General features: G+C 31.7%; 17 protein-coding genes and 1 pseudogene. 6 read left to right on the top strand and 12 right to left on the bottom strand.

Annotated features, from left to right (window positions below):
• The coding region (locus B0A58_RS11765; protein ID WP_207758849.1) for a hypothetical protein at positions 1-1074 on the top strand (1074 nt) is incomplete at its 5' end.
• A gap of 369 nt (positions 1075-1443) precedes the next feature.
• Positions 1444-2202 (top strand): DUF1835 domain-containing protein, encoded by a 759-nt coding sequence (locus tag B0A58_RS11760; protein WP_089081221.1) that lies wholly within the window; start codon positions 1444-1446, stop codon positions 2200-2202.
• A gap of 507 nt (positions 2203-2709) precedes the next feature.
• Here the strand turns inward: B0A58_RS11760 and B0A58_RS11755 are convergent.
• From B0A58_RS11755 to B0A58_RS11745, 3 genes are all read right to left on the bottom strand, one after another.
• On the bottom strand, positions 2710-3660 hold the full coding sequence (locus B0A58_RS11755) for a D-2-hydroxyacid dehydrogenase (protein ID WP_089081220.1): 951 nt from the start codon (positions 3658-3660) through the stop codon (positions 2710-2712).
• 87 nt (positions 3661-3747) lie between these two features.
• Complete coding sequence (gene serC / locus B0A58_RS11750) at positions 3748-4833, bottom strand: 3-phosphoserine/phosphohydroxythreonine transaminase (RefSeq protein ID WP_089081219.1); 1086 nt, start codon at positions 4831-4833, stop codon at positions 3748-3750.
• Positions 4834-5130: 297 nt separating this feature from the next.
• Positions 5131-6189 carry an acyl-CoA reductase gene (locus B0A58_RS11745; protein WP_089081223.1) on the bottom strand — a complete coding sequence of 353 codons (1059 nt, stop codon included), beginning with the start codon at positions 6187-6189 and terminating at the stop codon, positions 5131-5133.
• A 124-nt stretch (positions 6190-6313) separates the two neighbouring features.
• On the opposite strand from B0A58_RS11745, the gene B0A58_RS11740 reads away from it, so the two are divergent.
• Complete coding sequence (locus B0A58_RS11740) at positions 6314-6664, top strand: 4Fe-4S dicluster domain-containing protein (RefSeq protein ID WP_089081218.1); 351 nt, start codon at positions 6314-6316, stop codon at positions 6662-6664.
• Positions 6665-6832: 168 nt separating this feature from the next.
• Here the strand turns inward: B0A58_RS11740 and B0A58_RS11735 are convergent, their stop codons facing one another.
• Both B0A58_RS11735 and rocD read right to left on the bottom strand, forming a co-directional pair.
• Positions 6833-8494: an MFS transporter gene (locus tag B0A58_RS11735; RefSeq protein WP_014084013.1), complete on the bottom strand. Its 1662-nt coding sequence runs from the start codon at positions 8492-8494 to the stop codon at positions 6833-6835.
• A gap of 337 nt (positions 8495-8831) precedes the next feature.
• Positions 8832-10076, bottom strand: coding sequence for an ornithine--oxo-acid transaminase (gene rocD / locus B0A58_RS11730; RefSeq protein WP_089081217.1), 1245 nt, complete (start codon positions 10074-10076; stop codon positions 8832-8834).
• Between the two features lie 340 nt (positions 10077-10416).
• On the opposite strand from rocD, the gene B0A58_RS11725 reads away from it, so the two are divergent.
• Positions 10417-13131 carry a gluzincin family metallopeptidase gene (locus B0A58_RS11725; RefSeq protein ID WP_243389491.1) on the top strand — a complete coding sequence of 905 codons (2715 nt, stop codon included), beginning with the start codon at positions 10417-10419 and terminating at the stop codon, positions 13129-13131.
• A 192-nt stretch (positions 13132-13323) separates the two neighbouring features.
• Positions 13324-15726 carry an alpha-ketoacid dehydrogenase subunit alpha/beta gene (locus B0A58_RS11720; protein ID WP_089081215.1) on the top strand — a complete coding sequence of 801 codons (2403 nt, stop codon included), beginning with the start codon at positions 13324-13326 and terminating at the stop codon, positions 15724-15726.
• Here the strand turns inward: B0A58_RS11720 and B0A58_RS11715 are convergent.
• On the bottom strand, positions 15723-16007 hold the full coding sequence (locus tag B0A58_RS11715) for a hypothetical protein (protein ID WP_089081214.1): 285 nt from the start codon (positions 16005-16007) through the stop codon (positions 15723-15725). The genes B0A58_RS11720 and B0A58_RS11715 overlap by 4 nt on opposite strands.
• A 404-nt stretch (positions 16008-16411) precedes the next feature.
• Here B0A58_RS11715 and B0A58_RS11710 point away from each other — a divergent pair, with 404 nt between their 5' ends.
• Complete coding sequence (locus B0A58_RS11710) at positions 16412-18481, top strand: TonB-dependent receptor plug domain-containing protein (protein WP_243389490.1); 2070 nt, start codon at positions 16412-16414, stop codon at positions 18479-18481.
• A 399-nt stretch (positions 18482-18880) separates the two neighbouring features.
• On the opposite strand, the gene pckA is transcribed toward B0A58_RS11710, so the two are convergent.
• The 6 genes and pseudogenes from pckA to B0A58_RS11680 all read right to left on the bottom strand — a co-directional run.
• A complete protein-coding gene (pckA, locus tag B0A58_RS11705; protein WP_089081212.1) occupies positions 18881-20506 on the bottom strand; it encodes a phosphoenolpyruvate carboxykinase (ATP) in 1626 nt (541 codons plus the stop codon).
• Positions 20507-20763: 257 nt separating this feature from the next.
• A complete protein-coding gene (locus B0A58_RS11700) occupies positions 20764-21150 on the bottom strand; it encodes a DUF423 domain-containing protein (protein ID WP_089081211.1) in 387 nt (128 codons plus the stop codon).
• Between the two features lie 30 nt (positions 21151-21180).
• Positions 21181-21741 (bottom strand): glutathione peroxidase, encoded by a 561-nt coding sequence (locus B0A58_RS11695; RefSeq protein WP_089081210.1) that lies wholly within the window; start codon positions 21739-21741, stop codon positions 21181-21183.
• Positions 21742-21762: 21 nt separating this feature from the next.
• Positions 21763-24888 (bottom strand): cytochrome c biogenesis protein, encoded by a 3126-nt coding sequence (gene ccsA, locus B0A58_RS11690; protein WP_089081209.1) that lies wholly within the window; start codon positions 24886-24888, stop codon positions 21763-21765.
• Positions 24889-25452: 564 nt separating this feature from the next.
• Positions 25453-26010: a 1-acyl-sn-glycerol-3-phosphate acyltransferase gene (locus B0A58_RS11685; RefSeq protein WP_089081208.1), complete on the bottom strand. Its 558-nt coding sequence runs from the start codon at positions 26008-26010 to the stop codon at positions 25453-25455.
• 242 nt (positions 26011-26252) lie between these two features.
• Positions 26253-26544, bottom strand: a pseudogene (locus B0A58_RS11680) (TonB-dependent receptor); the annotation flags it as partial.

The following is a 26544-nucleotide window of genomic DNA, read 5'->3' as shown; positions in this document are numbered from 1 at the left end:
ACGGCAGTTTTTTCACAGAGTGACGTTGGCAGATATATTATGAAAAAAATTACGTATATATTTATCATTTCAATATTATTTAGTTGTGGACGTGAAAAACCATATCCGAATAAAATTTCTGATTTTAGAACTGAACTACAAATTCATCTAAAAAAACTCGCATCAGAAAAAAAACTTCCGTCAAGTGATACAATAGCAAGAAATTATATAAAAAAAAATTGTACTAAAGAAGAATTACTGAAACTACTTAAATGTGAAAACCCTATAATAAGAGTAATTGCATACAGAACTTTAGTTAACAAAAATGACAAAGATTATTTTAAAGTTCTTTTAGGGCATTTGAACGACACAACCAAAGTAACTTGGTGGTATTACGAAGACGCTTGTGATGATTTTATGGTTTCGGATTTACTAATTAGAAAAGCGGAAGACAGCAGAAAACTAACACAAACTGAAAAAAAAGTCTTAGTTGATAGTGTTTTAATGAGACATCCATATTTAAAAGTTTCAAATTGGATGTTACAAGACATTGAACCAAATGAAAAATATTATTCAATAATAAAACAAAGGTCTAATGTGAAAACTGATAGATGTGGAGAACAATTAGGAGCTTGCTACGCATTATCAAAATTTAAGAAAACTACCGATGTAAAATTACTAAAAAACGTTTTTTTAAATAGCGACAAGGATTGTGTAGAATGGATATTTAAATCAATAGAAAACTTTCCAAATAATGAATTCTTTCCAATTTTACAAAAATATTATGAAAAAAGCATAGTTAATAAATTAAGCCCAGATGAAAATGTTAGTGATGAATTATTATATTTTTGTAGAGCTATTGCTGCATACAAAAACAAAGAAGGATTAAAGATGTTAGAGTACATTGAAAAAAATAACACATACATAAATAAACCATATTGGCCACCATATAACAAAAGATATGTTTTCAAAGCAATTAATAAATTTAAATCTCCAATTTACAGTAAACTTTTAGACAAAATAAGACCAACTCTTAATAACGAAGAAATGAAGCATATTTTTGAACCTGAATATGACGAAATAAAAACTTGGTAAAAAAAAACATCTGCCAACAGCTAGCCTTTCCTTGCATCTACAAGCCGAGCAATGAATTGTAATCAACGAATACCAATAAAAAATAAAATACATGAGTTAAACTCCTGTTGAACGAACTGAAAGAAAACGAATACCTATAAAAAAATAAACAACCATGCGTTAAACCGATTACATTCACGCCCCTTATGGAGTTATCGAAAAGTTTTTGTTAGCATTTCAAGAGGATCTAGTGCCTCTTTTTTTTGAAAATTTGTAAATAAATGCTATTTTATTTCATAGTTTTTTACTATTTTTGGAAAATATTTAACGGCAGTTTTTTTAGAGGCTAACTTTAGTGGCAATGCAAAAACAGACAACATCTACATCATAATGGCAACCTATCATATTTTAAACGGGGATTGCTTGGCTGAACAATTAAGTCAAACAAAAATGAACCAAAACTTTATTGTTTTTAGAGAATGTTTAATTGACGGTACTGTATATGCCGACAGTATGGCTGGCTTTTGGAGGGTTCGAGCTGAATTTTTTGCTGACGTTTATAAAATTTCTACTGAAGAATATGAAATAAAAACTGTAAATGAATTTAAAAAAATAAAAAATATACCTGACAATTCAGAAGTTTGTCTTTGGTTCGAGAATGATTTGTTTTGTCAGACAAATATGTGGTTTCTAATTTCGATTCTTGCAACGAACGTAACTTTAAATATCTATCGCGTTTTTCCAATAATTGATCATAAATCAGATATTTGGAAAGGTTTTGGCATTTCCAACGCTCAAAAACTCAAACAGGCATTTGAATCAAAAATTCGGTTTACACCAATAGACATTGAATTAGGCAAAGATTTGTGGGCTTCATACCAGATTGCTGACATAACCAAGTTGAATGAGTTATCTAAAAAACAATCTAACTGTTTTGAATATTTAGAAGCGGTATGTCAAGCAGCAATTGATAGATTTCCTTTAAACAACACTTTGAGCAGACCAGACCAAGTTGTAAAAGCAATAATTGACACGATTTCTACAGAATTTCAGGTTGTGTTTTCAGAGTTTTCAGAGAGAGAAGGAATTTATGGATTTGGCGATTTGCAACTAAAAACCATTTACGATAGACAGATGCACAACCAGTAGCCCCCAACCTTTCGTTGCGGCCGAATGTAGATGAACTTCAATAAAAATAAGCACTTAGGGAAGTAAATGAAATTGAATGTTTACCTTTAAAAAAATGTAATTCAAAAAGGAAATGTTTTTATAGCAGTAATTTTGACTGATAAAAAATGAGATTTTACACCATTACAAAGTTATTTTTGCATTGTATAGCTATATATTGTATGAAGTTATTTATTTTTTTATTCAATATAAATTAGTTCAAAAAAGAATTATATAAAAATTTTTTTTGAAAGAAGTTGCTTTTGTATAGGATTTGTGGAGTGGTTTGAAAGGGTAGTGTAGTTGTATAGCCCCGACAGTAGTGGCATCCTTTTTGTTTTTAAGCCCCTTTTTTTGGGGCTTAAAAATAAAAAGATATAGCGAATGGCGGGTTGGAGTGCTTTTTGAAAGCGGAGGGCTGTGCTACTTATAAAAATTGAGTATCCTTAAAAAAAAGTTCCACCACCATCAAATAGTTTCGCTAGGAATTTATTGTAATAATTTGATAATTTGCTCGGCTAATTCTGTTCCAATTCTGTCTTGAGCTTCGCCTGTTGCGGCACCAATGTGTGGAGTTAATGAAATTTTTGGGTGCATAAGAATTTTTACCTCTGGTGTTGGTTCATTTTCAAATACGTCTAAACCTGCAAAGGCTACTTTTCCGCTGTCCAATGCTTTGATTAAAGCTACTTCGTCAATAACGCCACCTCTGGCACAATTTACAATTCCAACGCCTGTTTTCATGCTATCAAATTGGGCATCGCTGATGACGTATCCATTTTGAGCAGGAACATGTAGGGTGATAAAATCGGATTCGGCCAACAAGGATTCTAATGATTGAGACACAATTGTAGTGGTGATGCTTTGACCATCAAAAAAGGTAACTGTAACATCTACTTTGTCGATATAACTGTCGGCAGCAATTACTTTCATACCAAGTCCTAATGCCATTTTTGCAGTGGCTTGTCCGATACGTCCAATTCCTACAATTCCTAAAGTTTTACCTCTTAATTCGACCCCGTTAGCATAGGCTTTTTTAAGGGCTTCAAATTTAGAATCGCCTTCTAATGGCATGTTTCGGTTTGAATCGTGCAAGAAACGAACCCCGTTGAATAAATGTCCGAAAACCAATTCGGCCACAGATTCAGAAGAGCTAGCGGGAGTATTGATAACGTGAATTCCTTTTGATTTGGCATATTCCACGTCTATATTATCCATACCAACGCCACCACGACCAATAATTTTTATACCAGGACAAGCGTCGATGATGTCTTGTCTAACTTTTGTGGCACTTCTAACCAAAATGACACTTACGTTGTTTTCGTTTATATAATTGGCTACTTGCTCTTGTGCTACTTTTGTAGTAATTACCTCAAATCCGCCTTTTTCTAATGCAACAATACTGCTTTTTGAGATACCATCATTTGCTAATACTTTCATTTTTTTATATGATTTTATTAAATATTTTAGGTTAAAATTAATCAAGATTGATACTATTTTCAAATATTATCCGACAGTTTTTATTATTTAAAAATTAGATTCCGACATTTTTTGTTCAAAATCTTGCATAACATTTACTAATACTTGAACGCTTTCTAGCGGCAGTGCATTGTACATAGAAGCTCTGTATCCGCCAACAGAGCGGTGTCCTGGCAATCCTGATATGCCAGCGGCTTTCCATAAGGCATCAAAAATGGGTGCTTGTTCTTGGTTTTTGAGCAAGAAAGTGGCATTCATGTGGCTACGGTCTGCAACGTTTGCAGTGCCTTCAAAATAAGGGTTTCTGTCTATTTCAGCATACAAAAGCGCTGCTTTTTCATTATTGATTCTTTCGATGGCTTCTATTCCACCTAAATTTTTCAACCATTGAAGGGTTAATAACGAAGCATATACTGGAAAAACGGGTGGTGTGTTGTACATACTATCGGCCTTGATGTGTTTTTCGTAGTCGAGCATACTTGGAATATTTCGACCTGTTTTTGCCAAAATACTTTCTTTAATTACTACCAAAGTGGCTCCAGCGGGTCCCATATTTTTTTGAGCTCCAGCATATATCAAATCAAATTTGGTAAAATTTAACACTCTCGAAAAAATATCAGAACTCATGTCGCAAACAACAGGAATGTCTAATTCTGGGAATGTTTTCATTTGAGTTCCAAAAATAGTATTGTTGCTTGTACAGTGAAAATAATCTGCATCTGCCGGAACAGTGTAATCCTTTGGAATATAGTTGAAATTAGCCTCTTTTGATGAGGCTACCACTAGGGTTTCGCCAAAAGATTTGGCCTCTTTGATGGCATTGCTTGCCCAGGTTCCAGTTTCTAAATAAGCGGCTTTACCATTTTCTTTCATCAAATTGAAAGGTACCATCAAAAACTCTAAGCTAGCACCACCTGCTAAAAAAAGTGCTTGATACCCTTTGTTTGTAAGTCCTAGTAATTCTAAAGCTAGGGCTCTAGCTTCGTCCATTACGGCTACAAAATCTTTGCTTCTGTGTGAAATTTCCAAAAGAGAAAGGCCAGATTGGTTAAAATCTAAAATAGCTTGAGCTGATTTTTCAAAAACCTCTTGTGGCAAGATACATGGTCCTGCACTATAATTATGTTTTTTCATGTTGTGTGTAGTAATTTTCCAAAATTTAAGTTGCAAATTTCGTAAATTCGTTTTAAAAATGGGTTAATTTTTTGCTAATAGTTTCATAATCTTATTAACAAAATCGTTTTAGCGTTGGGCTTATTCAAGTGTTTTTTGGGGTGTATGGTATTAGTTTTGCAACATTATTTTTTATATTTCTAAAAAAAAAATATTATAAAAAAAAGCAGCTGTTTTTTTGTGAAATTAATAATTTTTTGAATCAAAAAAATGGAGTTTAAAAATGGATTTTGCGTTTAAAAATGCTTTGTTTTTCAATCAAATAGTCAATAAAAACGCCATTGTATCCCTATTATCGGCATAATCCCAAAGATTGGGGCATTGGGTTTGTCCAAAAGCAACACTATTTGGCACCAATTGATTGGATACAATGCACTGAATTTTGTCTTTATCTTGTTCTAATTTTGATTGTAATGTGTCAAGATCTTCGTAATATTCATAAAAAATACTCGAAATAGGGGAGGAGTAGCTTTCGTCTTCTTTGATGGTTAAAAATTCGTTGTCTAAAAGTTTGAAATTACTCATCAAAAATACGGCTTTATTGTAATCATAATTGTTAGCATATTTTTCATATTTAATCACGTCTTGATAAGGAAACATGCCATTAAAAAACAAATCAAAATTGTAATTTCTGGGGATAAAAATTTTGGAAACATTCCTACAACCAAGACCAAAATATCTAAAAATGTCTTGACCTAAAGCTTGCATTTGTTCTTTGGTTTCTTGGCCGTTGAGAACAGCAACCGAGTTGCGAGATTGGCGAATTATGGCGGGTTTGTTTCTAAAATAGTATTCAAAATACCGTGCCGTGTTGTTGTTGCCTGTTGCAATTACGGCATCAAAATGTTCTAATTTACCATTGGTAAAAGTGATAAAATCTTGTAATTTTGGTTCTATTTTTTGAATGTATTTGGCTAAAAATGGCAATATATGTTGGTCGTCGGAAGAGGTTTTGATGAGCACTCGGTGTCCTGATAGCAACACGGTGATAAAATCATGAAAACCAACTAATGGGATATTTCCTGCCAAAATTAATCCTACCGTTTTTGGTGTAGTAGTTGTAATTTGATAGGGTTGAAGCCATTGATCTAAATTTTCTTTTGTTAATGCTTTGGCCCAAGCGTCCACGGCAAATATCACATTGTCTGATGTAAACCAACCATTGTGAGACGAAGAAAGGGCAATTAGATTTTGAAAATCTTCAAAAAACAATTCATTTTCTAATACATCTAAATTTTTTTGGATTTCTTTTTGCGAAAATTGATTTAAAAAGCGACCTAATTCAATAAAAATATATTTTTTTTGTGCTAATGTCATATTGATTTGTTTATGAATGTAATTGATTGTAATTTTGCACAAAAATAAGTAAAAAAAATAACGCATATCAAGTGTTATGAGTTAAAGATTAGTTTTAATCATTTTTATAAAAAAATTAAAAAAAATGGCAATTATTATTACAGACGAATGTATCAATTGTGGTGCTTGTGAACCAGAATGTCCTAATACAGCTATATATGAAGGAGCTGATGACTGGCGGTATAAAGATGGAACAAAATTAAGTGGCAAAGTGGTTTTGCCAAATGGTGAAACGGTTGATGCAGATGCTGCTCAAACACCAATTTCTGACGATATTTATTATATAGTTCCTGGCAAATGTACAGAGTGTAAGGGGTTTCATGATGAACCTCAATGTGCAGCTGTTTGCCCTGTAGATTGCTGTATTCCAGACGATCAACATGTGGAATCTGAAGAAACACTTTTGAACAGGCAAGCATTTTTACATAATGAATAAATGATGTTTTGCATTTCAATTTCAAATGCTTTGATGTATAAGTAAATTACTAAAATAGAACATTGCTAATTATAAAAGCAAATTTTCTATTTAATAAAATGAAAACAATAATCATAAAAAAACCATTAAGAATTTCTTAATGGTTTTTTTGTATAGTAGCAATTGGTATTAATGACCACCACCTGCGGTTACTTCGTGTGCAATACCTTGTTTTTTAAGTAATTCAAAAACATACCATCCATAAAATGCAATAAAAGCAAAACACAATACAGGAATAAAATAGGAATTGTGGATGCCAATTATGTCAGAAATTTTACCTTGTAATGGTGGTATAATACCTCCACCAAGAATCATCATTACTAAAAAAGCAGAACCTTGAGACGTATATTTTCCTAAACCAGTAATAGCCAATGCAAAAATAGATGGCCACATGATACTTAAAAATAAACCACCACTCATAAAGGCAAATGTAGCTACGATACCAGTTGTAAATAACCCAATTAACATGCCAACCATTCCCATTAATCCAAAAATCATCAATGTTTTAGAAGGATGGTTTTTTCCTAAAAAGAAACCAGCAATTTGAAATAGGATTACAAAGGCATAAGCATATAAAGGTTTGATGTCTTGTCCTGATACCGCATTGGCAGTTAAAACCACTGCAAAAGCAATATAAGGTACGGCAATTAATAAAATTTTTCTTAAATTATCACTTGGATTAAAAACAGAAATAGCTCCAGCCCAACGTCCTATCATCAAACTTCCCCAATACATAGACATATAAGGAGCTAAACCAGCACCTTCGATATTTCCAAAATCGGCGGTTTTTAGTAATTCTCCTAAATTGCTGCCAATGGTTACTTCTACACCAACATAAGTAAATAATGCCAACATCCCTAATACTAATTGTGGATATTTCATGGCACCCCATCCTTCTGGATTTTTTTGAGCTTTTACATTAGCAAATAATAAGCCAAATACTACAACCAAAAGGGTACAAACCGTTAAAGTAAGTCCTAAATAATCTTTTTCTTTGTTTTTAATAAAATGTTCTATAAAATCTGCATTTTCATATCTCGAAAAAATGTAACCAAAAATAACAACCAAAACGGCTGTTATGGCTATCAAAGTTGTTTGGGCTTTTGAGGCCGATTCAAATGTAGCGTCCATTTTGCCAGCAGGCAATTTTTTGGAAAAAAAGAACAATGCTGCGGCCAACAAGAATAAACCACCCACAGCCATATAAAGCGTTATCATAGCGTCTAATGAATCCGCTTTTTGTGCAAACTCATCGATATTTACGCCAGAAACCACCCCAAAAAGGGCCAACGAAACAACAATTGGTCCAATAGTGGTGCCTAAAGAATTGATACCTCCGGCTAAATTCAAACGACTCGAAGCAGTTTGAGGCTCGCCCAACGAGGCGGCAAAAGGTTGAGCAGAAGTTTGTTGTAATGAAAATCCTAAAGCAACTACAAATAATGCTCCTAAAATTAATGCGTAATTACCTACTGTTACAGCATATATCATAAAAATTGCTCCTACCGTACTGATTAGTAATCCATTGATAATTCCTTTTTTGAAACCCCATGAGTTCAATATGTCTCGTTTGATACCACTACTTATAATAAATAGCAATAAGGCACCTATATAATAGGCTCCATAAAATGCAAAATCGATAAGTTGGCTTTGAAATTGATCTAATCCAAATTTGGCTTTGCAAAATGGAATAAACACACCGTTTGAGGCTCCAATAAATCCCCAAAAGAAAAACACCGATATCAAGGTGTACAAGGCAGATTGATTGGATTTGTTTTGTTCTGAATTCATAGTTTTTTTAGTTAATTAATTATAAAATAGTTACTTATGTTGCCAATAGCAAATTTAATTTTGATTAAAATTGCAAGAACAATATTTTTTTTAATAAATATTTGATAAAAATACATTTTTTTATGTTTACAAAACAAACTTTTACACATTTAGTTATCAACGAAAACGATTTAGGTTTGTTTTGATGCTATTTTGTTTAACTTTTTATAAACAAAAAAAAGTTGTCAAACACTTTGATAAGTATTAAACAACTTTTATATTTTTCAATTAAAAGTGTATAGTTAAAAAAATAGTTGTTAAAAAATTATAATTTGAACAAAGATTTTCAATATTCCTTTTATTTTTCAAATTGTTGCAACGTATTAATGATAATGGATACACAATCCAACAACTCGGTTTCATTCATTACTAATGGAGGGGCAAACCTAATGATATTGCCATGTGTAGGTTTTGCAAGTAAACCATTATCTCTTAATGCCATACAAATATTCCAAGCCGTATCACTAGATTCAGCATCATTAATTACAATGGCATTTAACAATCCTTTTCCTCTTACTAATGTAGCAATATTGGAATTTTTAATGTAGTCATTTAATTTATTTCTGAAAATTTTTCCTAAATAATTTGCATTTTCTGCTAAATTTTCGTCTTTTACAACTTTCAATGCGGCTATGGCTACAGCTGCAGCAATAGGGTTTCCGCCAAAAGTAGATCCGTGTTGTCCAGGTTTTATCACATTCATAATAGCATGATTAGCCAAAACTGCCGAAACTGGATATACACCACCAGAAATGGCTTTACCTAAAATTAATATATCTGGTTGGACATTTTCATGATGAACAGCCAATAATTTTCCAGTTCGAGCGATGCCCGTTTGAACTTCGTCTGCAATAAAAAGCACATTATATTGCTCACAAAGGGCTTTTGAACCACTTAAAAAACCTTCATCTGGCACAAAAACACCCGCTTCTCCTTGAATTGGTTCTACTAAAAATCCTGCAACATTTTGATTTTCTTTTAAAACTTTTTCTAAACTTTCTAAATTATTATACGAAATACTAATAAATCCAGAAGTGTAAGGCCCAAAATTTTTGCGTGCATTTTCATCATTAGAAAATGATATGATCGTAGTGGTTCTACCATGAAAATTACCATCGCATACAATAATTTGAGCTTGATTTTCGGCTATTCCTTTTACTTCATAAGCCCATTTTCTAGCTATTTTTAATGCTGTTTCTACTGCTTCTGCTCCAGTATTCATTGGTAAAACCTTATCAAAACCAAAATACTTTGTTACAAAAGCTTCATAAGGCCCCAATTGATCATTAAAAAATGCCCTAGATGTAAGTGTCAGTGTTTGAGCTTGTTGTATCAATGCTTGGATAATTTTTGGATGGCAATGCCCTTGATTTACAGCAGAATATGCTGATAAAAAATCGTAATATTTTTTACCTTCTACATCCCAAACATATACTCCTTCGCCTTTACTTAAAACGATTGGAAGTGGGTGGTAATTGTGTGCCCCAAATTGCTCTTCGAGGTCAATAAATGTCTTTGCAGTTAATTCTTTCAATTCAGACATAATAACTATTTTTGTAAAATAATATTTAAAATTCCTTCTTTTGGAGAGAAATCACCCAATAAGGTACAAAATTAAACTTTTTTTATTAATTAGATTAAATTTTAGTTCAAAAAATAACAATTTGATAATAAAATAAATTTAAAAAAATATTTTTTACTTTTTTAGTCGATTTTTGATGGAATTTGTTGTATTTTTATTTTTTTTATAATTTTTACAACTAGATATGTTTAAACAGATAATTAATTTTTTTTTATATTCTTTATTTTTATTGATAAATTGCAATGTTTTTTCTCAAAATATCATCCATATTGATGTGAAAATGGATGATATTGATAAAAAAATGGATATTGTACAACAAGTTACATACCATAATATTTCTTCAGATACTTTGACCCAAATAGTATTGAATGATTGGAATCATGCGTATTCTAGCAAAAACACTTTTTTGGCAGCAAGATTTTCTGATGAATTTGTCCGAACTTTTCATTTATCGTCCGAAAAAGATAAAGGTTATACGCAAGTTAATACTGTTTTTTCTGATAAAAATAAAATACTTTCCTGGGAAAGACCTGCTCAGTTTACAGATTTTATCATTATTAATTTACCAGAAAAGTTAGCACCAAATCAAAAAATTAATTTTACAATTCATTACCAAATCAAACTTCCTCATGCAAAATTTACAGATTATGGTTTTGATGAAAAAGGCAATTACCATTTAAAGGATTGTTTTTTATTGCCGTGTCGTTTTGAAAATCATCAATTTGTAATGCAACAAAATGCCGATTTAGAAGATGCTTATTTAGAAAAATTCCATTTATATTTGAATTTTAAAACACCAAAAAACCTTAACATTTTTTCAGATTTGATAATTAAATCTCAACAAAATATAGAAAATATAAATGAAATTATATTAGAAGGAAATAATAAAATGCACTTTACATTAATTTGTAATACAAAAGCAGATTTTTTGAGTTATAAAAATAACGATTTGGAAATTCAAACCAATTTAACAGATAAAAAACTAGCTCCAATTGAAAAAATATTGATTATCAATAAAGTATGTGATTTTGTTAATAAAAATTTGGGTACATTTCCACACTCAAAACTCCTAGTTTCTCAAGCAGATTACGACAGAAATCCATTATATGGGTTAAGCCAATTGCCCTCTTTTTTAAGTCCTTTTTCAAATGAATTTATATTTGAACAGAAATTTTTAAAAACTTATTTGAATAATTATTTAAGAAATAGTTTGCAAATAAATATTAGAAAAGATAATTTTTTGATAGATGGTATTCAAATATTTTTGATGATGCAATACATGGAAGAAAATTATCCTGATATGAAAATGACGGGTTCTCTTTCAAAATTAAAATTGTTACAAGGCTATCATGTATTTCAATTGGATTTTAACGAACAATATAGCTATTTTTATATGTTGATGGCCAGAAAAAATTTAGATCAACCAATTGGTGATTCAAAAGAAACCCTTATCCGATTTAATGATAAAATTGCTGGAAAATACCGTAGTGGTTTGTCTTTCAAGTATTTAGATGCTTATTTAGGAAATGAAATTGTTTTGAAATCCTTTCAAGAATATTTTAATTTGAATAAAACCCAAATTACATCAAGAGCAGATTTGAAACAGGTTTTACAAAAAAAAGCACCAAAAAAAATAGATTGGTTTTTTGATATTTTAGTTGATAAACGAGATATCATTGACTATAAAATAAGCCATTTAGTAAAAAAACAAGATAGTTTGCAATTTACAATTCAAAATAGAACCCAAACCAATGTTCCTATCCCTTTATATGGATTGAAAAACAATCAAATTGTATTTAAAAAATGGATCGAAAATGTGTCTCGGGATAGTATTTTTACTTTTCCAAAAACAAATATAGACCATTTGGTTTTGAATCTTACTAATGAAGTACCCGAATATAACCGACGAAATAATTGGAAAAAAATAAAAGGCTTTTTTCCAAATAATAAGCCATTTTCCTTTGCATTTATGAAAGATATTGAAGATGCCGATTATAATCAAATTTTATATGTACCCGTTGTGGGTTACAATTTGTACGATGGCGTTACGGTAGGAATGCGTTTTCATAACAGTGCCATTTTGAACAAACCATTTAATTATGACATTCAACCATTGTATGCTTCCAAAACTAAGTCTTTGACGGGTAGTTTTTCTGTTTATTTTGCTCAATTTAATAGACAAAGCCGTTGGTACAGAAGTCAATTTGGACTATCTGGTTTAATGTCTCACTATGCACCAGATGCTTTATATACTAAAATTACACCATTTGTAGGAATTACAATTAGGGAAAATGATTTAAGAGACAACAAAAGACAATTTTTAAATTTTAGATATGTAGCCGTCAATAGGGCTACAAGTAATTTTGTAACGTTCAAGGAAACAGATAATTATGGTGTTTTTGATGCCAAATATGGAAGTAATAATACTGAAATGGCCAAAAAATTTGGATTTCTAAATAACTTACAATTATCTAGCAAATTTGGTAAAATCGCTACTAATTTTGAGTTTAGAAAATTGTATGAAAATAACAGACAATTGAATGTTCGATGGTTTGCGGGTGCTTTTTTATATAGAAATACTGCTACAGATTTTTTTAGTTTTGCTTTAGACCGTCCAACCGATTATTTATTTGATTACAACTATCTTGGTCGATCAGAAAGTCATGGCCTTTTTAGTCAGCAAATCATTATTGCCGAAGGTGGTTTCAAAACAAAATTAACAGATGCTTATGCCAATCAGTGGCTTACGGCTATAAATGCCAGTACTAATATTTGGAATTGGGTAGAAGTTTATGGCGATGTAAGTGCTTATAAAAATCAATACAAAAACAGTAAATTTGTATTTGATTCTGGAATAAGATTGAATTTTGTACCCGATTATTTCGAGTTGTATTTTCCTATATATTCGTCAAATGGTTGGGATATAACCAATAAAAATTATAACCAAAAAATACGATTTATTGTAACATTAAGTACAACTACACTTTCAAATTTATTTACACGAAAATGGTTTTAAAAAGTTATAAAATCAACAAAATAAAAACATAATGTGTTTTTTTTATTTGATTTTATTAAAAAATCCATAATATACAAGCTAAATTAAGGTTTAATATTGTCAAATATTTATTTTAAAAAATTTAAAAAAAAAGGATTTTATAATTTTTTTTTATTTAATTTTGTATTATTATAAAATTCAGACCTCAAATACATGACACAACAAGAAACTACTACTGTTCTATCGTTTGAAGATTTTAAAAACGAAGTAATTCAAGATTATAAAACAGCCCTAATTAGCCGAGAATGTAGTCTTTTGGGAAGAAAAGAAGTGCTAACTGGAAAGGCCAAATTTGGCATTTTTGGAGATGGCAAGGAAGTTCCGCAACTGGCTATGGCAAAATTTTTTAAAAAGGGCGATTTTCGTTCTGGATATTACAGAGACCAAACTTTTATGATGGCAATTGGCGAATTAACTATCGAACAGTTTTTTGCTGGATTGTATGGACATGTTGATATACAGCATGATCCGATGAGTGCTGGCCGACAAATGGGAGGCCATTTTGCTACCCATTCATTAGACGATCAAGGGCATTGGAAGGATTTAATGCAAATGAAAAATATCAGTTCCGATATATCGCCAACCGCAGGGCAAATGCCAAGATTACTTGGGTTGGCATTAGCGTCTAAAATTTATCGTCATGTTTCAGGTATAGATGCTGAAAAATTTTCAGACAATGGTAATGAAATTGCTTGGGGTACTATTGGCAACGCATCTACGTCTGAAGGCTTGTTTTTTGAAACAATCAATGCAGCTGGCGTATTACAAGTACCAATGTTGATGAGTGTTTGGGACGATGAATTTGGTATTTCTGTTCATGCCAAACACCAAACAACCAAAGAAAATATCTCTGAAATTTTGAAAGGTTTTCAGCGAGATGATCAACACCAAGGATACGAAATTTTTAGAGTAAAAGGTTGGGATTATGTAAACTTGATAGAAACCTATCAAAAAGCAGAAAAAATAGCTCGAGAAAATCACATTCCAGTTTTAGTACATGTTAATGAATTAACACAACCTCAAGGGCATTCTACTTCTGGATCTCACGAACGCTATAAAAACGAAGAAAGGCTTCACTGGGAACGTGATTTTGATTGTATCAGACAAATGCGGTTATGGATGATTGCAACTAATATTGCCTCGTCTGAAGAGCTAGACCAACTGGAAAGGGATGCCAAAAAAAGAGTGATTGAAGGCAAAAAAGCGGCTTGGAATGCTTTTGTATCGTCTATTAAAACGGAACAAAATGATTTGGTAATGCTCCTTGAGTCTATAGCCGAGTCGAGCAAAAATAAATTTTATATCAGACAATTTGCGTCTGATTTAAAAAGTATCAAAGAACCAATTCATAAAGAAGTCATTTCAATCGCAAGAAAAGTTTTGCGTTTAGTTATTGGCGAGTCTGGACATTACAGATTGTCAAAATGGATAGAAAATTATTTTGCCAGAGTACAGCCAAAATTTAGTTCCCATTTGCACTCTGAATCAAACAAATCCTATAAAAATATAGAAGAAGTTGTGCCTACTTATGATAAAAATGCAGAGGATATTGATGGTAGAATGTTGTTGAGAGAAAATTTTGACGCTATTTTTTCAAAATATCCTGAAGTTTTAATTTTTGGTGAAGATGTTGGCTATATAGGCGATGTCAATCAAGGATTAGAAGGCATGCAAGCCAAGTATGGCGACTTGCGAGTGGCCGATATGGGCATACGTGAAGCTACTATAGTTGGACAAGGTATTGGATTGGCTATGAGAGGCTTACGTCCAATAGCAGAAGTACAATATTTAGATTATTTGTTATATGCCATACAAATCATGAGTGACGACTTGGCAACATTACAGTACAGAACTTGTGGCAAACAAAAAGCCCCATTAATTGTAAGAACTAGAGGTCATAGACTAGAAGGTGTTTGGCATTCTGGATCGCCAATGGGCATGATAATTAATGCCGTTCGTGGCATGCATGTTTTAGTACCAAGAAACATGACAAAAGCGGCAGGATTTTACAATACTTTATTAGAAACAGACGAACCTGCTTTAGTAATAGAATGCTTAAATGGTTATCGATTGAAAGAAAAAATACCTTCAAATCTTGGATTATTCAAAACACCAATAGGACAAATTGAAATAATCAAAGAGGGAGTTGATATTACAGTGGTTTCTTATGGTTCAACTGTAAGAATGGTAGAACAAGTGGCTAAAGAATTATTAGAAATTGGAATTGATTGCGAAGTTATAGATGCCCAATCTTTATTGCCTTTTGACGAGGCACATGAAGTAGTAAAAAGTTTGCAAAAAACCAACCACCTTTTAGTAATTGACGAAGATGTTCCTGGAGGAGCTTCGGCCTATTTGATGCAAAAAATATTAGAAGAGCAAAATGGATACCAATATTTAGATGGTAAACCCGAAACGCTTACTGCGAAGCCACACAGACCTGCTTATGGTACAGATGGCGATTATTTTTCAAAGCCTTCATTAGAAGATATTTACGAAAAAATATACGGTATGATGCACGACTTAAATCCAGCTCAATATCCTAGCTTATATTAAACTGTGATTATGATTTTGAATAAAAAAATACTGATGCTTTTGTTTGTAATTGGATGCTTGATGTGTCCAATTACATCATTGGCATGTGAAACCAATTCAAAATCATGTTGTAAAAAAAATATCGAAAATACTTCAAAAAAACAATCATGTTGTAATAAATCGGTTGAAAAAAAAGCTAAATCAAAAGGTTGTGCCAAAAAATGCCTATCCGTTTGGTGTTGTTGTGTTTCTAACTGGATTACTATTTGTAGTGCAATTTGTACGTTTGAGTTTGTAAACAAAGCGGTTTATGAAACTAAAATAAAAATCTTTTTTTGGGATCAAGTAGCTTTGCATACAGGATATGCAAAAATGTGGTTGATGCCTAAAATAAATTATAATGTATAGTAAACAGCCATTATTGGCTACAATTTAAATAATTCATATAAGAATTATTAGTACTAATACATTTTAATTTAATACAATGATGATATTTTTTAAAATTTCAAAAATAAATTTATTTTTATTTTTGATAATTAATTTTTGTGCAAATGCACAACATATAAAACAAGCAACGTTTAAAGTTTTTGGCAATTGTGAGTTATGTCAAAATCGTATTGTTAAAACTTTAAAAAGTCCTTATATCAAAACTGTCCATTGGGATATCGACACGCAATTACTTACTATTCATTTTGATTCAATAAAAATGCCTCTTTCAAGAATTAAAGAAAATTTGGCAAATGTTGGTCATGATACAGAAGATTATAGATCCCATGATGCTGTATATGCAAAATTACCCCCTTGTTGTCAATATGAGAGACCTGTGCAAAAAGTATTGTCAACCAACTTAAATGAAGTTGTGCTTATAAACAGAAAACCAACAACTTATGTTTCAAAATTAAGCGTAAGGAATACAACAACCATGGGGGCAAAAGAGTTGTTAAAAGCGGCTTGTTGTAATTTGTCTGAAAGTTTTGAAACAAATCCAAGCATAGATGTTAGTTTTACGGATGCTGTTTTAGGTGTCAAACAGATTGCAATGTTGGGACTTTCAGGAAATTATGCACAAATCACAACCGAGAATATTTCTGAAATTAAAGGTTTGTCTGGAAATTTTGGTATGACTTTTATTCCTGGCCCTTGGATAGAAAGCATACAAATTACAAAGGGAACAGGGTCTGTAGCTAATGGATATGAAAGTATGACTGGACAAATCAATATTGAAACATTAAAGCCAGATAAAATGCCCCCTTTTTTTCTGAATTTATACTATAATGAATTAGGAAGAACAGAAATAAATTTTCATTTAGCTAAAAAAATTACTTCAAATTGGAGTACGGCATTATTTACTCATACCAATGGTGTATTTAGAAAAAATGATCAAAATAGCGATGGTTTTTTGGATATTCCAACAGGTAATCAAATCAATATCATGAATCGATGGAGGTATGATAACAATCGAGGGTTTGTGGCACAATGGATGCTAAAAGCATTGAAAGATACTCGACAGGCAGGTCAATTGGCATTTCATGAAAGTACGGATCAATTTACAACAAACCAGTATGGAGTTGGGATTAATGTACAAAATTATACTTTTTCTGGCAAATTGGGTTATGTTTTTGAGAATCAAAAATACCAATCTATTGGTTTGCTTTGGTCTGGAAATCAATTTAATAACGATGCTTATTATGGGTTCAATACCTATTATGGAAAACAACAATCTTTTCAAGCGAGTCTGATTTTTCAATCGATATGGAATACAACAGAACATCAATACCGTTTGGGTTTACAATATCAGAATGATCGATTTTTTGAAACACTTTCAAGCCTAAATTTTGTAAGACATGAAAAAGATTTAGGTGCTTTTGTTGAATATACTTTTGTACCCCATGCCAAATTTTCAGCAGTTTTTGGATTGAGAATGGATTTTCATAATGGCTATCAAACCCAATTGACACCCCGTTGGAACTTCAAATATCAAGTTACAGATAATACCATACTGAGAGTTTCTGCAGGATCTGGTTTTAGAACAGCCTCTATTTTGTCTGAAAATTCAAATTTTTTGATGAGTTCTAAAACATTTTTTTATAAGAATGCACATTTGCCATTTGCTTATGGATTTGAACCAGAAAAATCTTGGAATTTTGGAATTTCTATTCAACAACAATTTCGATTAAATAATCAGAATGGCACTGTTATATTAGATGCTTTTCAAACCCATTTTCAGAACCAAGTTGTTGTAGATACAGACTCTAATATCAATCAAATTCAATTTTATAATCTTGAAGGTCAGTCATTTAGCAAAACATATCAGTTAGAAATTAATTATGAAATGATTCCAAAATTAGATGTTCGATTGGCTTATAAATACATGGATGTAAAAACTACTTACAATCAACAACTTTTGGAAAAACCTTTAACTTCCAAAAATAGGGCATTTATAAATTTGGCTTATGAACTAGACAACCACCTTCACTTTGATTTTACAACTCAGTGGATTGGATCTAAACGATTAATGGCAACCGCTCAAAACCCATTGAACGAAACAGGGAATACGTTTTCACCTGCATATTGTCAAATTTCTGGGCAAGTATCAAAAACATTTTACAAAAAATGGGATGCTTATATTGGAGTTGAAAATGCAACAAATTTTAAACAACAAAATTTATTTATAGATGGAGATCAGCCTTTTAGTCCTTATTTTAATGCTACAAATATTTGGGGTCCCATAAATGGTAGGATGCTATATTTTGGGTTAAGATACCATGTGCTCTAATGCGGTTGTGTGTAAAAAACGAGATGAAATACGGTAAATTTCGTCTCGTTTTTTTTAATCATACAACTAAATTGAATGGACTTTGATACTGTATGGAATATTAGAGAAAATTGTATTCAGATGCTTGAGTTGTAATGTTTATTTTGTATAAAAATTTTTCATCTAAATTATAATTTTTTATATGTATATAAAAAAATCCTTAATTACTGATTGCAGTATTAAGGATTTTTTGAATTTAATTTATATTAGAGGTAAGTTGTTATGATTTGAATCTACCTTTTTTTTATGAAGCACCCCGACCTGAACGGAGCTCTTTTTTTCTTGCCGCTCTACGTATTATTGGTTTTTTGCGGCAAGAAAAAAAAGCGGGAGTGGAGGGCGGATTAGGTGCCCTAAAAATTATAGTTTTGGACCTGCTTCTACTAATTTTTCGCCTGCCTCGTTGTGGGTATATTGAACGAAATTTTTCACAAACAAATCGGCTAATTGAGTAGCTTTTGCAGCCCATTCGCTGGCATCAGCATAGGTATTTCTTGGATCGAGTATCGTAGTATTTACGTCGTGTAAATGGGTTGGAACGCTCAAATTGAATATTGGAATATTGGTAGTTTCGGCCTCCTCTATAGATCCATCTAAAATGGCATCGATGATGGCTCTGGTATCTTTGATAGAAATTCTTTTGCCTGTACCGTTCCAACCCGTGTTTACCATATAGGCTTTGGCTTGGTGTTGTTCCATTTTTTTTACAAGCTCTTCACCATATTGAGTAGGATGAAGCGAAAGGAAGGCTTTGCCAAAACAAGCAGAAAAAGTAGGTTGAGGCTCGGTAACACCTCTTTCGGTACCTGCTAATTTTGCAGTAAAACCTGATAAGAAATAATATTTTGTTTGTTCTGGAGTAAGTTTGGATACGGGAGGTAATACACCAAAAGCATCTGCTGTAAGGAAAATGACTTTTGTAGCGTGTCCTGCTTTAGAAACAGGTTTTACGATGTTGTTGATGTGGTAAATAGGATAAGAAACTCGGGTATTTTGAGTAACCGAACCATCTGCAAAATTGATTTTGCCGTTTTCATCTACGGTAACATTTTCTAAAAGAGCGTCTTTTTTGATGGCTCCAAAAATATCTGGTTCGTTTTCTTGGCTCAAATCGATGGTTTTGGCATAGCATCCGCCTTCAAAATTGAAAACCCCTTCGTTGTCCCATCCGTGTTCGTCGTCGCCAATGAGTTCTCTTTTTGGATCAGTAGAAAGAGTGGTCTTGCCAGTTCCTGAAAGGCCAAAAAATACGGCTACATCGCCATTTTTCCCTTTGTTTGCGGAGCAGTGCATAGAGGCTATACCTTGTAATGGAAGGTAGTAATTCATCATAGAAAACAAACCTTTTTTCATTTCGCCACCATACCAAGTGCCGCCAATTAACTGCATTTTTTCGGTTAAATTGAAGGCAACATATACTTCTGAGTTTAAACCATGTGCTGCAAAATCTTTAAATTCTGATTTTGAAGCATTGAGTACAATAAAATCTGGTTCGCCATAAGTTTCGAGTTCGGCCTCTGTGGGTCTGATGAACATATTTTTAACAAAATGAGCCTGCCAAGCAACTTCTACAATAAAACGTACTTTGAGGCGGGTGTTTTCGTTTGCACCACAAAAAGTATCTACTACATACAATTTTTTGTTAGACAGTTGTTGTAAGGTGTTTTGTTTTAGGGCATCCCAAGTGTTTGTTGAAATGGGTTTGTTATCATTTTTGGCTTTGTCTGAAGTCCACCACACGGTGTCTCTTGTAATATCGTCTTCTACAATGTATTTGTCTTTTGGCGAGCGTCCAGTAAACACACCCGTCATAACGTTTACAGCACCAAGTTCTGTTAGTTGTCCTTTTTCGTAGCCTTGCAAGTCTGCATTTAACTCCTCTTGAAACAATGCCTCGTACGATGGGTTGTAGATAATTTCTGAGGTATTAAGGATTCCATATTTTTCTAACGAAATCGATTTCGTGGTTTGAATGTTGTTTTCCATAAATGTTTTTTTTAATGTTTTGTGTGTGTGTTGTTATAAAATTTAATAAAAGATGTGCTAATTTTAATGTCTATATTGATTTCAAATGGGATTTACTTTTTTGTAATAAAAAAGTATATGGTTGAGTGTCAATTCATTTAACGCAATCGATTTCGTAAATTGAATATAATTTCCCATTGAATGTTGGTGCTTATGGATTTGTAATAAAGTGCAAAGGTAAAAATTATATTTTATATAAGATTTATTTTCTAACTTTTTTATTTTATTTTGTTAAAAGTTTGTTTTAAGGCTAGCGACCAGCCCATAATAAGAAGTATGCCTCCAATGGGCGTAAGGATGCCAAAGGGTTTAAAATGAATATGTGTAATAGCAGCAGTTGCCAAAATGTATATAGATCCTGAAAAAAGGAGCACACCAAAACTTATAAATAAAGTAATGTTTTTGATTCCTTTGGGAGTAAATAATTGATTATTGGCAATAAAAATCAAAAAAAGGGCATGATACATTTGATATTTTACACCAGTTTCTAATGTTTGTATGTCTGTGGGAGTAATATATTTTTTGAGCCCGTGAGCTGCAAAGGCACCTAAAATTATAGCAGAAATGCCAAAAAACAGTGCTATTTGAATGGTTTTTATGTTCATTTTGGGGGCTTTTTATATTGAAATAATGATTTATTTGGTTGTTTTTTTGACAATCCAATCGGTAACAATTTTATCTGTTGGCAGAATGCCAGGAGCTATTATTTTTTCTAATTCGCCATTTTCATTGATTAAAAATTTTTGAAAATTCCATTCAACAAAAGAATCTGCAAAACCATTTTTGCTTTTTTGGGTTAAAAATTGGTAAATAGGGTGTATGTCTCTGCCTTTAACAGAAATTTTACTCATCATCGGAAAAGTAACCCCGTAGTTTTGAGTACAAAAAGTAACAATTTCTTGATTTGTTCCAGGTTCTTGCTCGCCAAAATTATTGGCAGGAAAACCTATAATAATAAAATTTTGATTTTTATAACGGTTGTAAATGGTTTCTAAATCTTTATATTGTGGAGTGTGTCCACATTTTGAAGCGGTGTTTACAATCATGATTTTTTTTCCTTTCAAAGAGGCAAAATCAAATTCTTTTCCTTCAATGTCCTTAACTTTATATGAATGTATGGTTTTATTGTTTTGAGCGTGCATACCAATTGATATTAAAAATAATAAAATGCTGATAATTTGAAGTGCTTTTTTCATTTTGTAAGATTAAATAAGATTTTATTTTTTATAGTATTTTTTAAATTTAAAATAGGAAATAGCTCCAATAAAACTAATAAAACCAAAACATTGAGCAATCCAACTTAATGATTTGGCCTCGCCGCTGGCATAAGAATGTAAACCAGAAAGATGGAAATTTACGCCATAATAAGTAAACAAAATGGCAATAAAGGCATACATGCTCATTAAGCTAAACAACCATTTACTTCTCAAAGCGGGTACAAATCGAGCGTGAATTACAAAGGCATAAACCATGATGCTAATAAGTGCCCACGTTTCCTTAGGATCCCAGCCCCAATACCTTCCCCAACTTTCGTTGGCCCATTGTCCGCCAAGAAAGTTGCCAATTGTAAGCATGATCAAACCAACGGTTAGTGCCATTTCATTGATAATTGACAGCTCCTGTATGTGTAAGGTCATGGTTTTTTGATTGTTTTTGGTTGTAAAAACCATTAAAAGTAAGGTAACAAAACCTAAAATCATGCCTAGAGCAAACGGGCCATAACTGGCCACTATTACCGCAACGTGTATCATTAACCAATAGGAATTAAGTACGGGTTGTAAATTGGCTATTTCTGGATCTATCCAATTGGCGCTTGCGGCGGCTAAAATCATGGCAGTAACAAATGCTGCAGAGGCTACTGTAAGTTTGGATTTGATGTCAAATGATAAGCCAAAAAACATGGCTGCCCATGCAACATACACTATCGATTCATAGGCATTGCTCCAAGGAGCGTGACCGGCAATATACCATCGAGCAATCAAATCGATAGTATGAACTACAAAGGTTAACCCTATTACTAGATGAATAAAATGGATTAATAGTTTTAAAAGTTGATGGTTTGTAAAAATTTGTATTAAAACCAACACAAACATTAATGAGGCAAGGGTCAAATAGATATATGGTAGTTTTTGTAATGTATTGTATTTATTATATAATATTTCTGTATCTATTTTTTGTTGTGTGGGTAATACTTTATTTCCGTATTTTTTTTGATATTTCATCATGCCATCCAAATAAAAATCAGATTCTTTATATTGTTTTGTTGTAGCAGCATTTTGTAAAGACATCACATAAATAGGCAAAATTTGTTTGGTAAACACAGCATCCATGCCCGTTAATTTGACTTCTGATAATTCTGGATATGAAATCCATTTGTTGTTTACATCATTTGGAATTGGAAAAATTTTCAAAATGCTTCCAAATAAAGCCGAATTCATCAAATTGACTTTTTTATCACTTTCAACAATGTCTTTTTCAAATTGATTTGGATTGGCAGTTCGAGCAGCTTCGTCTAAATATTTAGACAATTTGTAGTTGCCTTTTTCATCAAAAAAGTTTACAAAACGAGCCATTTTTTGCTGGGCTGGAATACCAATTATTTTGCGTATGCTGTCGTTACCTGGTTTAATGTAGATAATTGGCATTTGTAACCACACATTTGAAAACTGTGTCATTGACAAAAATACCTGATCGGCATTCATGTCTTTGTACTTATCAGAATGACTTACTTTTCTTAATAATTCAGATGAAAATGTATTGATAGGTTTCATTCTACCCCCTAAATCCTGGATAATCAAACGGCCAAATTTTGCAGCATGTATTTCATCAACCTTATATTTGTTGATGATAGAATCCAATTGTTGGTCGGTGGGCACTTTATTTTGATGGTTTTGAGCTACCAGATTAAAACTTGTACATAAAATAATTAATAACAGATTTTTCTTTGATTTTACAATTTCTAATTTTCTTTTCAAATCGGCAAATCGAGAATCTTTTACAAATAAAATAGCCATTAATGATAAAAATAAGATGAAATATCCGATATATGTAATCCAAGTACCCCAAAAATCATGACTAACAGATAAAACTGTTCCTTTTTCGTCGGGATCAAAAGACGATTGAAAAAATCGGTATCCTTTGTAGTCTAATACATGGTTCATAAATATTTTATAATCAAAATTGTTTTGGTCTAAAACGGAAATATGACTTTCGTAAGAAGAATAACTTTTTTCAGTACCAGGATATTTTTGTGCCACAAAATCGTTGAGTTTGATTTGAAACGGCAGCGTATAGGCTTTGCTTCCATAAGCAAGTGTAAATTCTAATTTTCCAATTTTAATGATTTGCGGTTCGCCTTGTTTGCCTTTTGATCCAACAACGGTAACATCCTTTGTTTGATTGTTGGTTTTGATAGTCAAAATGAGGGCATCATCTTGTTTTTTGGCCTTAAAATCGTGGCTCGACACCATTTCTATAAAACCAATTTTTGCAGGTTCAGGAAAAACAAATTGACTACCCCCTACATTGTATAAAGAACGGATCATTAGTGGAGCTTCGGTGTTTTTTGAAACATTTCCTTGCATTTTATCAGCCATTCGCATAAAATTACCATCAAAAGGTGTATTTATGGTATAAACGTTATTTTTAATAGAAATATTTATGGCTCCTTTTACAAATTTGTTTAATGAAAAAAGTATGTTGTGAATGTCAATCACTTCTCCTTCTTTTAAATAATGTTCGTGTCTGTTGCCTCCTCCAGACTCCACCATTTTAAAAAATAATTTCCCTTTTTTGTCTTCTTTTATGGCTTCATGAGCCCCCATAATATAAGATTTTAATGAAATTTCAAAAGGTGTACCACTGAAAGCTTCTTTTAAAATAAAATGATTATTTGTAGCTTCTGAAAACAATACTGGTTTTTCAAAAGTACGTCTTTTTAAAGCACCTTGATGCTTGCCATCTACAAAAATACTTATAAAATTTTTATCAGAATAAAATTTGTTCTCTGTAACACCTTCTCTAATAGGCATTACACCTTCAAAACTAATGTATCTTGTGATAAAAGCTCCCGTTATAATAAAAATAAAAGACAAATGTAAGAGCAGTGTTGCCCATTTTTCTTTTTTATACAGTTGGTATCGTTTGATATTTCCAGCAAAATTTAATACAAATACCAACATAATTCCTTCAAACCACCAAGCATTGTAAATCCAAATTCGGGCAGTATCTGTGTTGTATTTGCTTTCTATAAAAGTACCTACTCCCATGGCAATAGCAAATCCTAAAAATAAAATTGCCATTAATCGTGTAGAAAAAAGTATGTTTTTTAATTTATTTACCATTTTAATTGATAGTAATTTTCAAGATTAGTCATTTTTGCAAAAGTAACTATTTTTATTGTCAATTATTCAAACTTTATAGTGTTTTTAAGGAAATTTTAATAGTTTAAAAGTTGAAAGTTGTTGTATTGAAGTCTTGAAATAGATGAAGGTTTGGCTTGTAAGGTTTAATTGTTAAATCCTAAAAAAACATAGCAAATTTGTAAATTTTTAAGAAGGAATGTTCTTTTTACTGGATTTTGAGTGAGGGAAAGCAGTGGAAATCCTTTTAGAAGCCCCCCAGACCCCAAAAGGGGTGTTGTATTGTACGAATATAATTTCTGAATGTGGAAATCAAAAAAGATTATTTCACAAAATTATATTTCTTCTGGAGTTCAATGAACGTTGTTTGCAACGAATAGGTCCAACCTTGGGGAACGCCCAAAAAACATTAATTTATAGCTTGTTTATTTTAGATTAATCTAATTTTTAAATAAAAATAAAATATATAAGAATAATTTGTAATTTTAAAATCTTTGCGGTTTTGTCAATTTTTTGAATTCAGAAAATTTGAATCCAAAAAATTATTTAATCTTTTACATCAAAACTATATTCTGGAATTTTACCCTTGACGTTTTTATAATTTTGTAATAAAATAGGTAAATCATTTTCGTAATTACCACTGGGTTGCAAAGGATTGCCAAAACTTACTTTTTTTTGGCCAAAGTTAAATGCTACAGGAATTATGGGTACATTTGCTTTTAATGCAATATAATAAAATCCCGATTTTAATTCAGTAACTTTTTTTCGGGTACCTTCAGGAGCAATGGCTAGTCTAAAAGTTTCTCGTGATTCAAATAAAGCAGCAATGCTATCTACTTTATTCAACCCTCCCGAACGGTCTAATGGAGCTCCGCCCATGTATTTGAAATAATAAGAAAGTGGAAACTTAAATAGTTCCCTTTTTCCCACCCAATTCATTTCTAATTCGGTTATTCCTCGTGTGAAAATTCCTAAATAAAAATCATGTGCACTCGTGTGTGGCACCACCATTAAAATACATTTTTTAATATTTGGATTTAATGAACCTTCAATTTTCCAACCCATTAATTTGAAAAAGATCCATTCATATATTTTTTTTTTCATCTCTAAAAGCAAATTTTTTACAAATAAAACAATTATTTTGCAAAAAGTTAACTTTTTCTATTTTTTTTTAAATTTTTAAGTTTATGGTGATTGCTATTAATTTTTATTAAAATGTTTTATAATTTGTATCATATATATTTATTCACATAAAATTATATAAAATTAATTAAATTTTTATTAAATTATACTATTCATTACATTTTTCATTACATTTTTTAACAAACTTTATACAACGATTTTATTTACAAATTGTACTTCAAACTAAAAATGATATACCTTGGTTGCACCACATATTGCGAAGTTCTTGTAGAAAACTGCGTAAAACTATCATCGTTTAAAGAGGTAGTATTGAGCAAGTTGGTTGCTGCAATCTTGTATTCAAACTTGCTGTCTTTTTTTTGATAAATTAAACTTGCAGTCAAAAAATCGTATTTGTTATTTATAGTTTTGGATGAATTGTAATAATTATAAAATTCATACTCGGCTACAAACGAAAAACTCTTTAAGAAATAATAACTCACGTTACGCAAAATT

This window comes from Flavobacterium branchiophilum NBRC 15030 = ATCC 35035 (assembly GCF_002217205.1).
GTDB lineage: Bacteria > Bacteroidota > Bacteroidia > Flavobacteriales > Flavobacteriaceae > Flavobacterium > Flavobacterium branchiophilum.
This window is presented reverse-complemented; position numbering and strand designations above follow the sequence as displayed.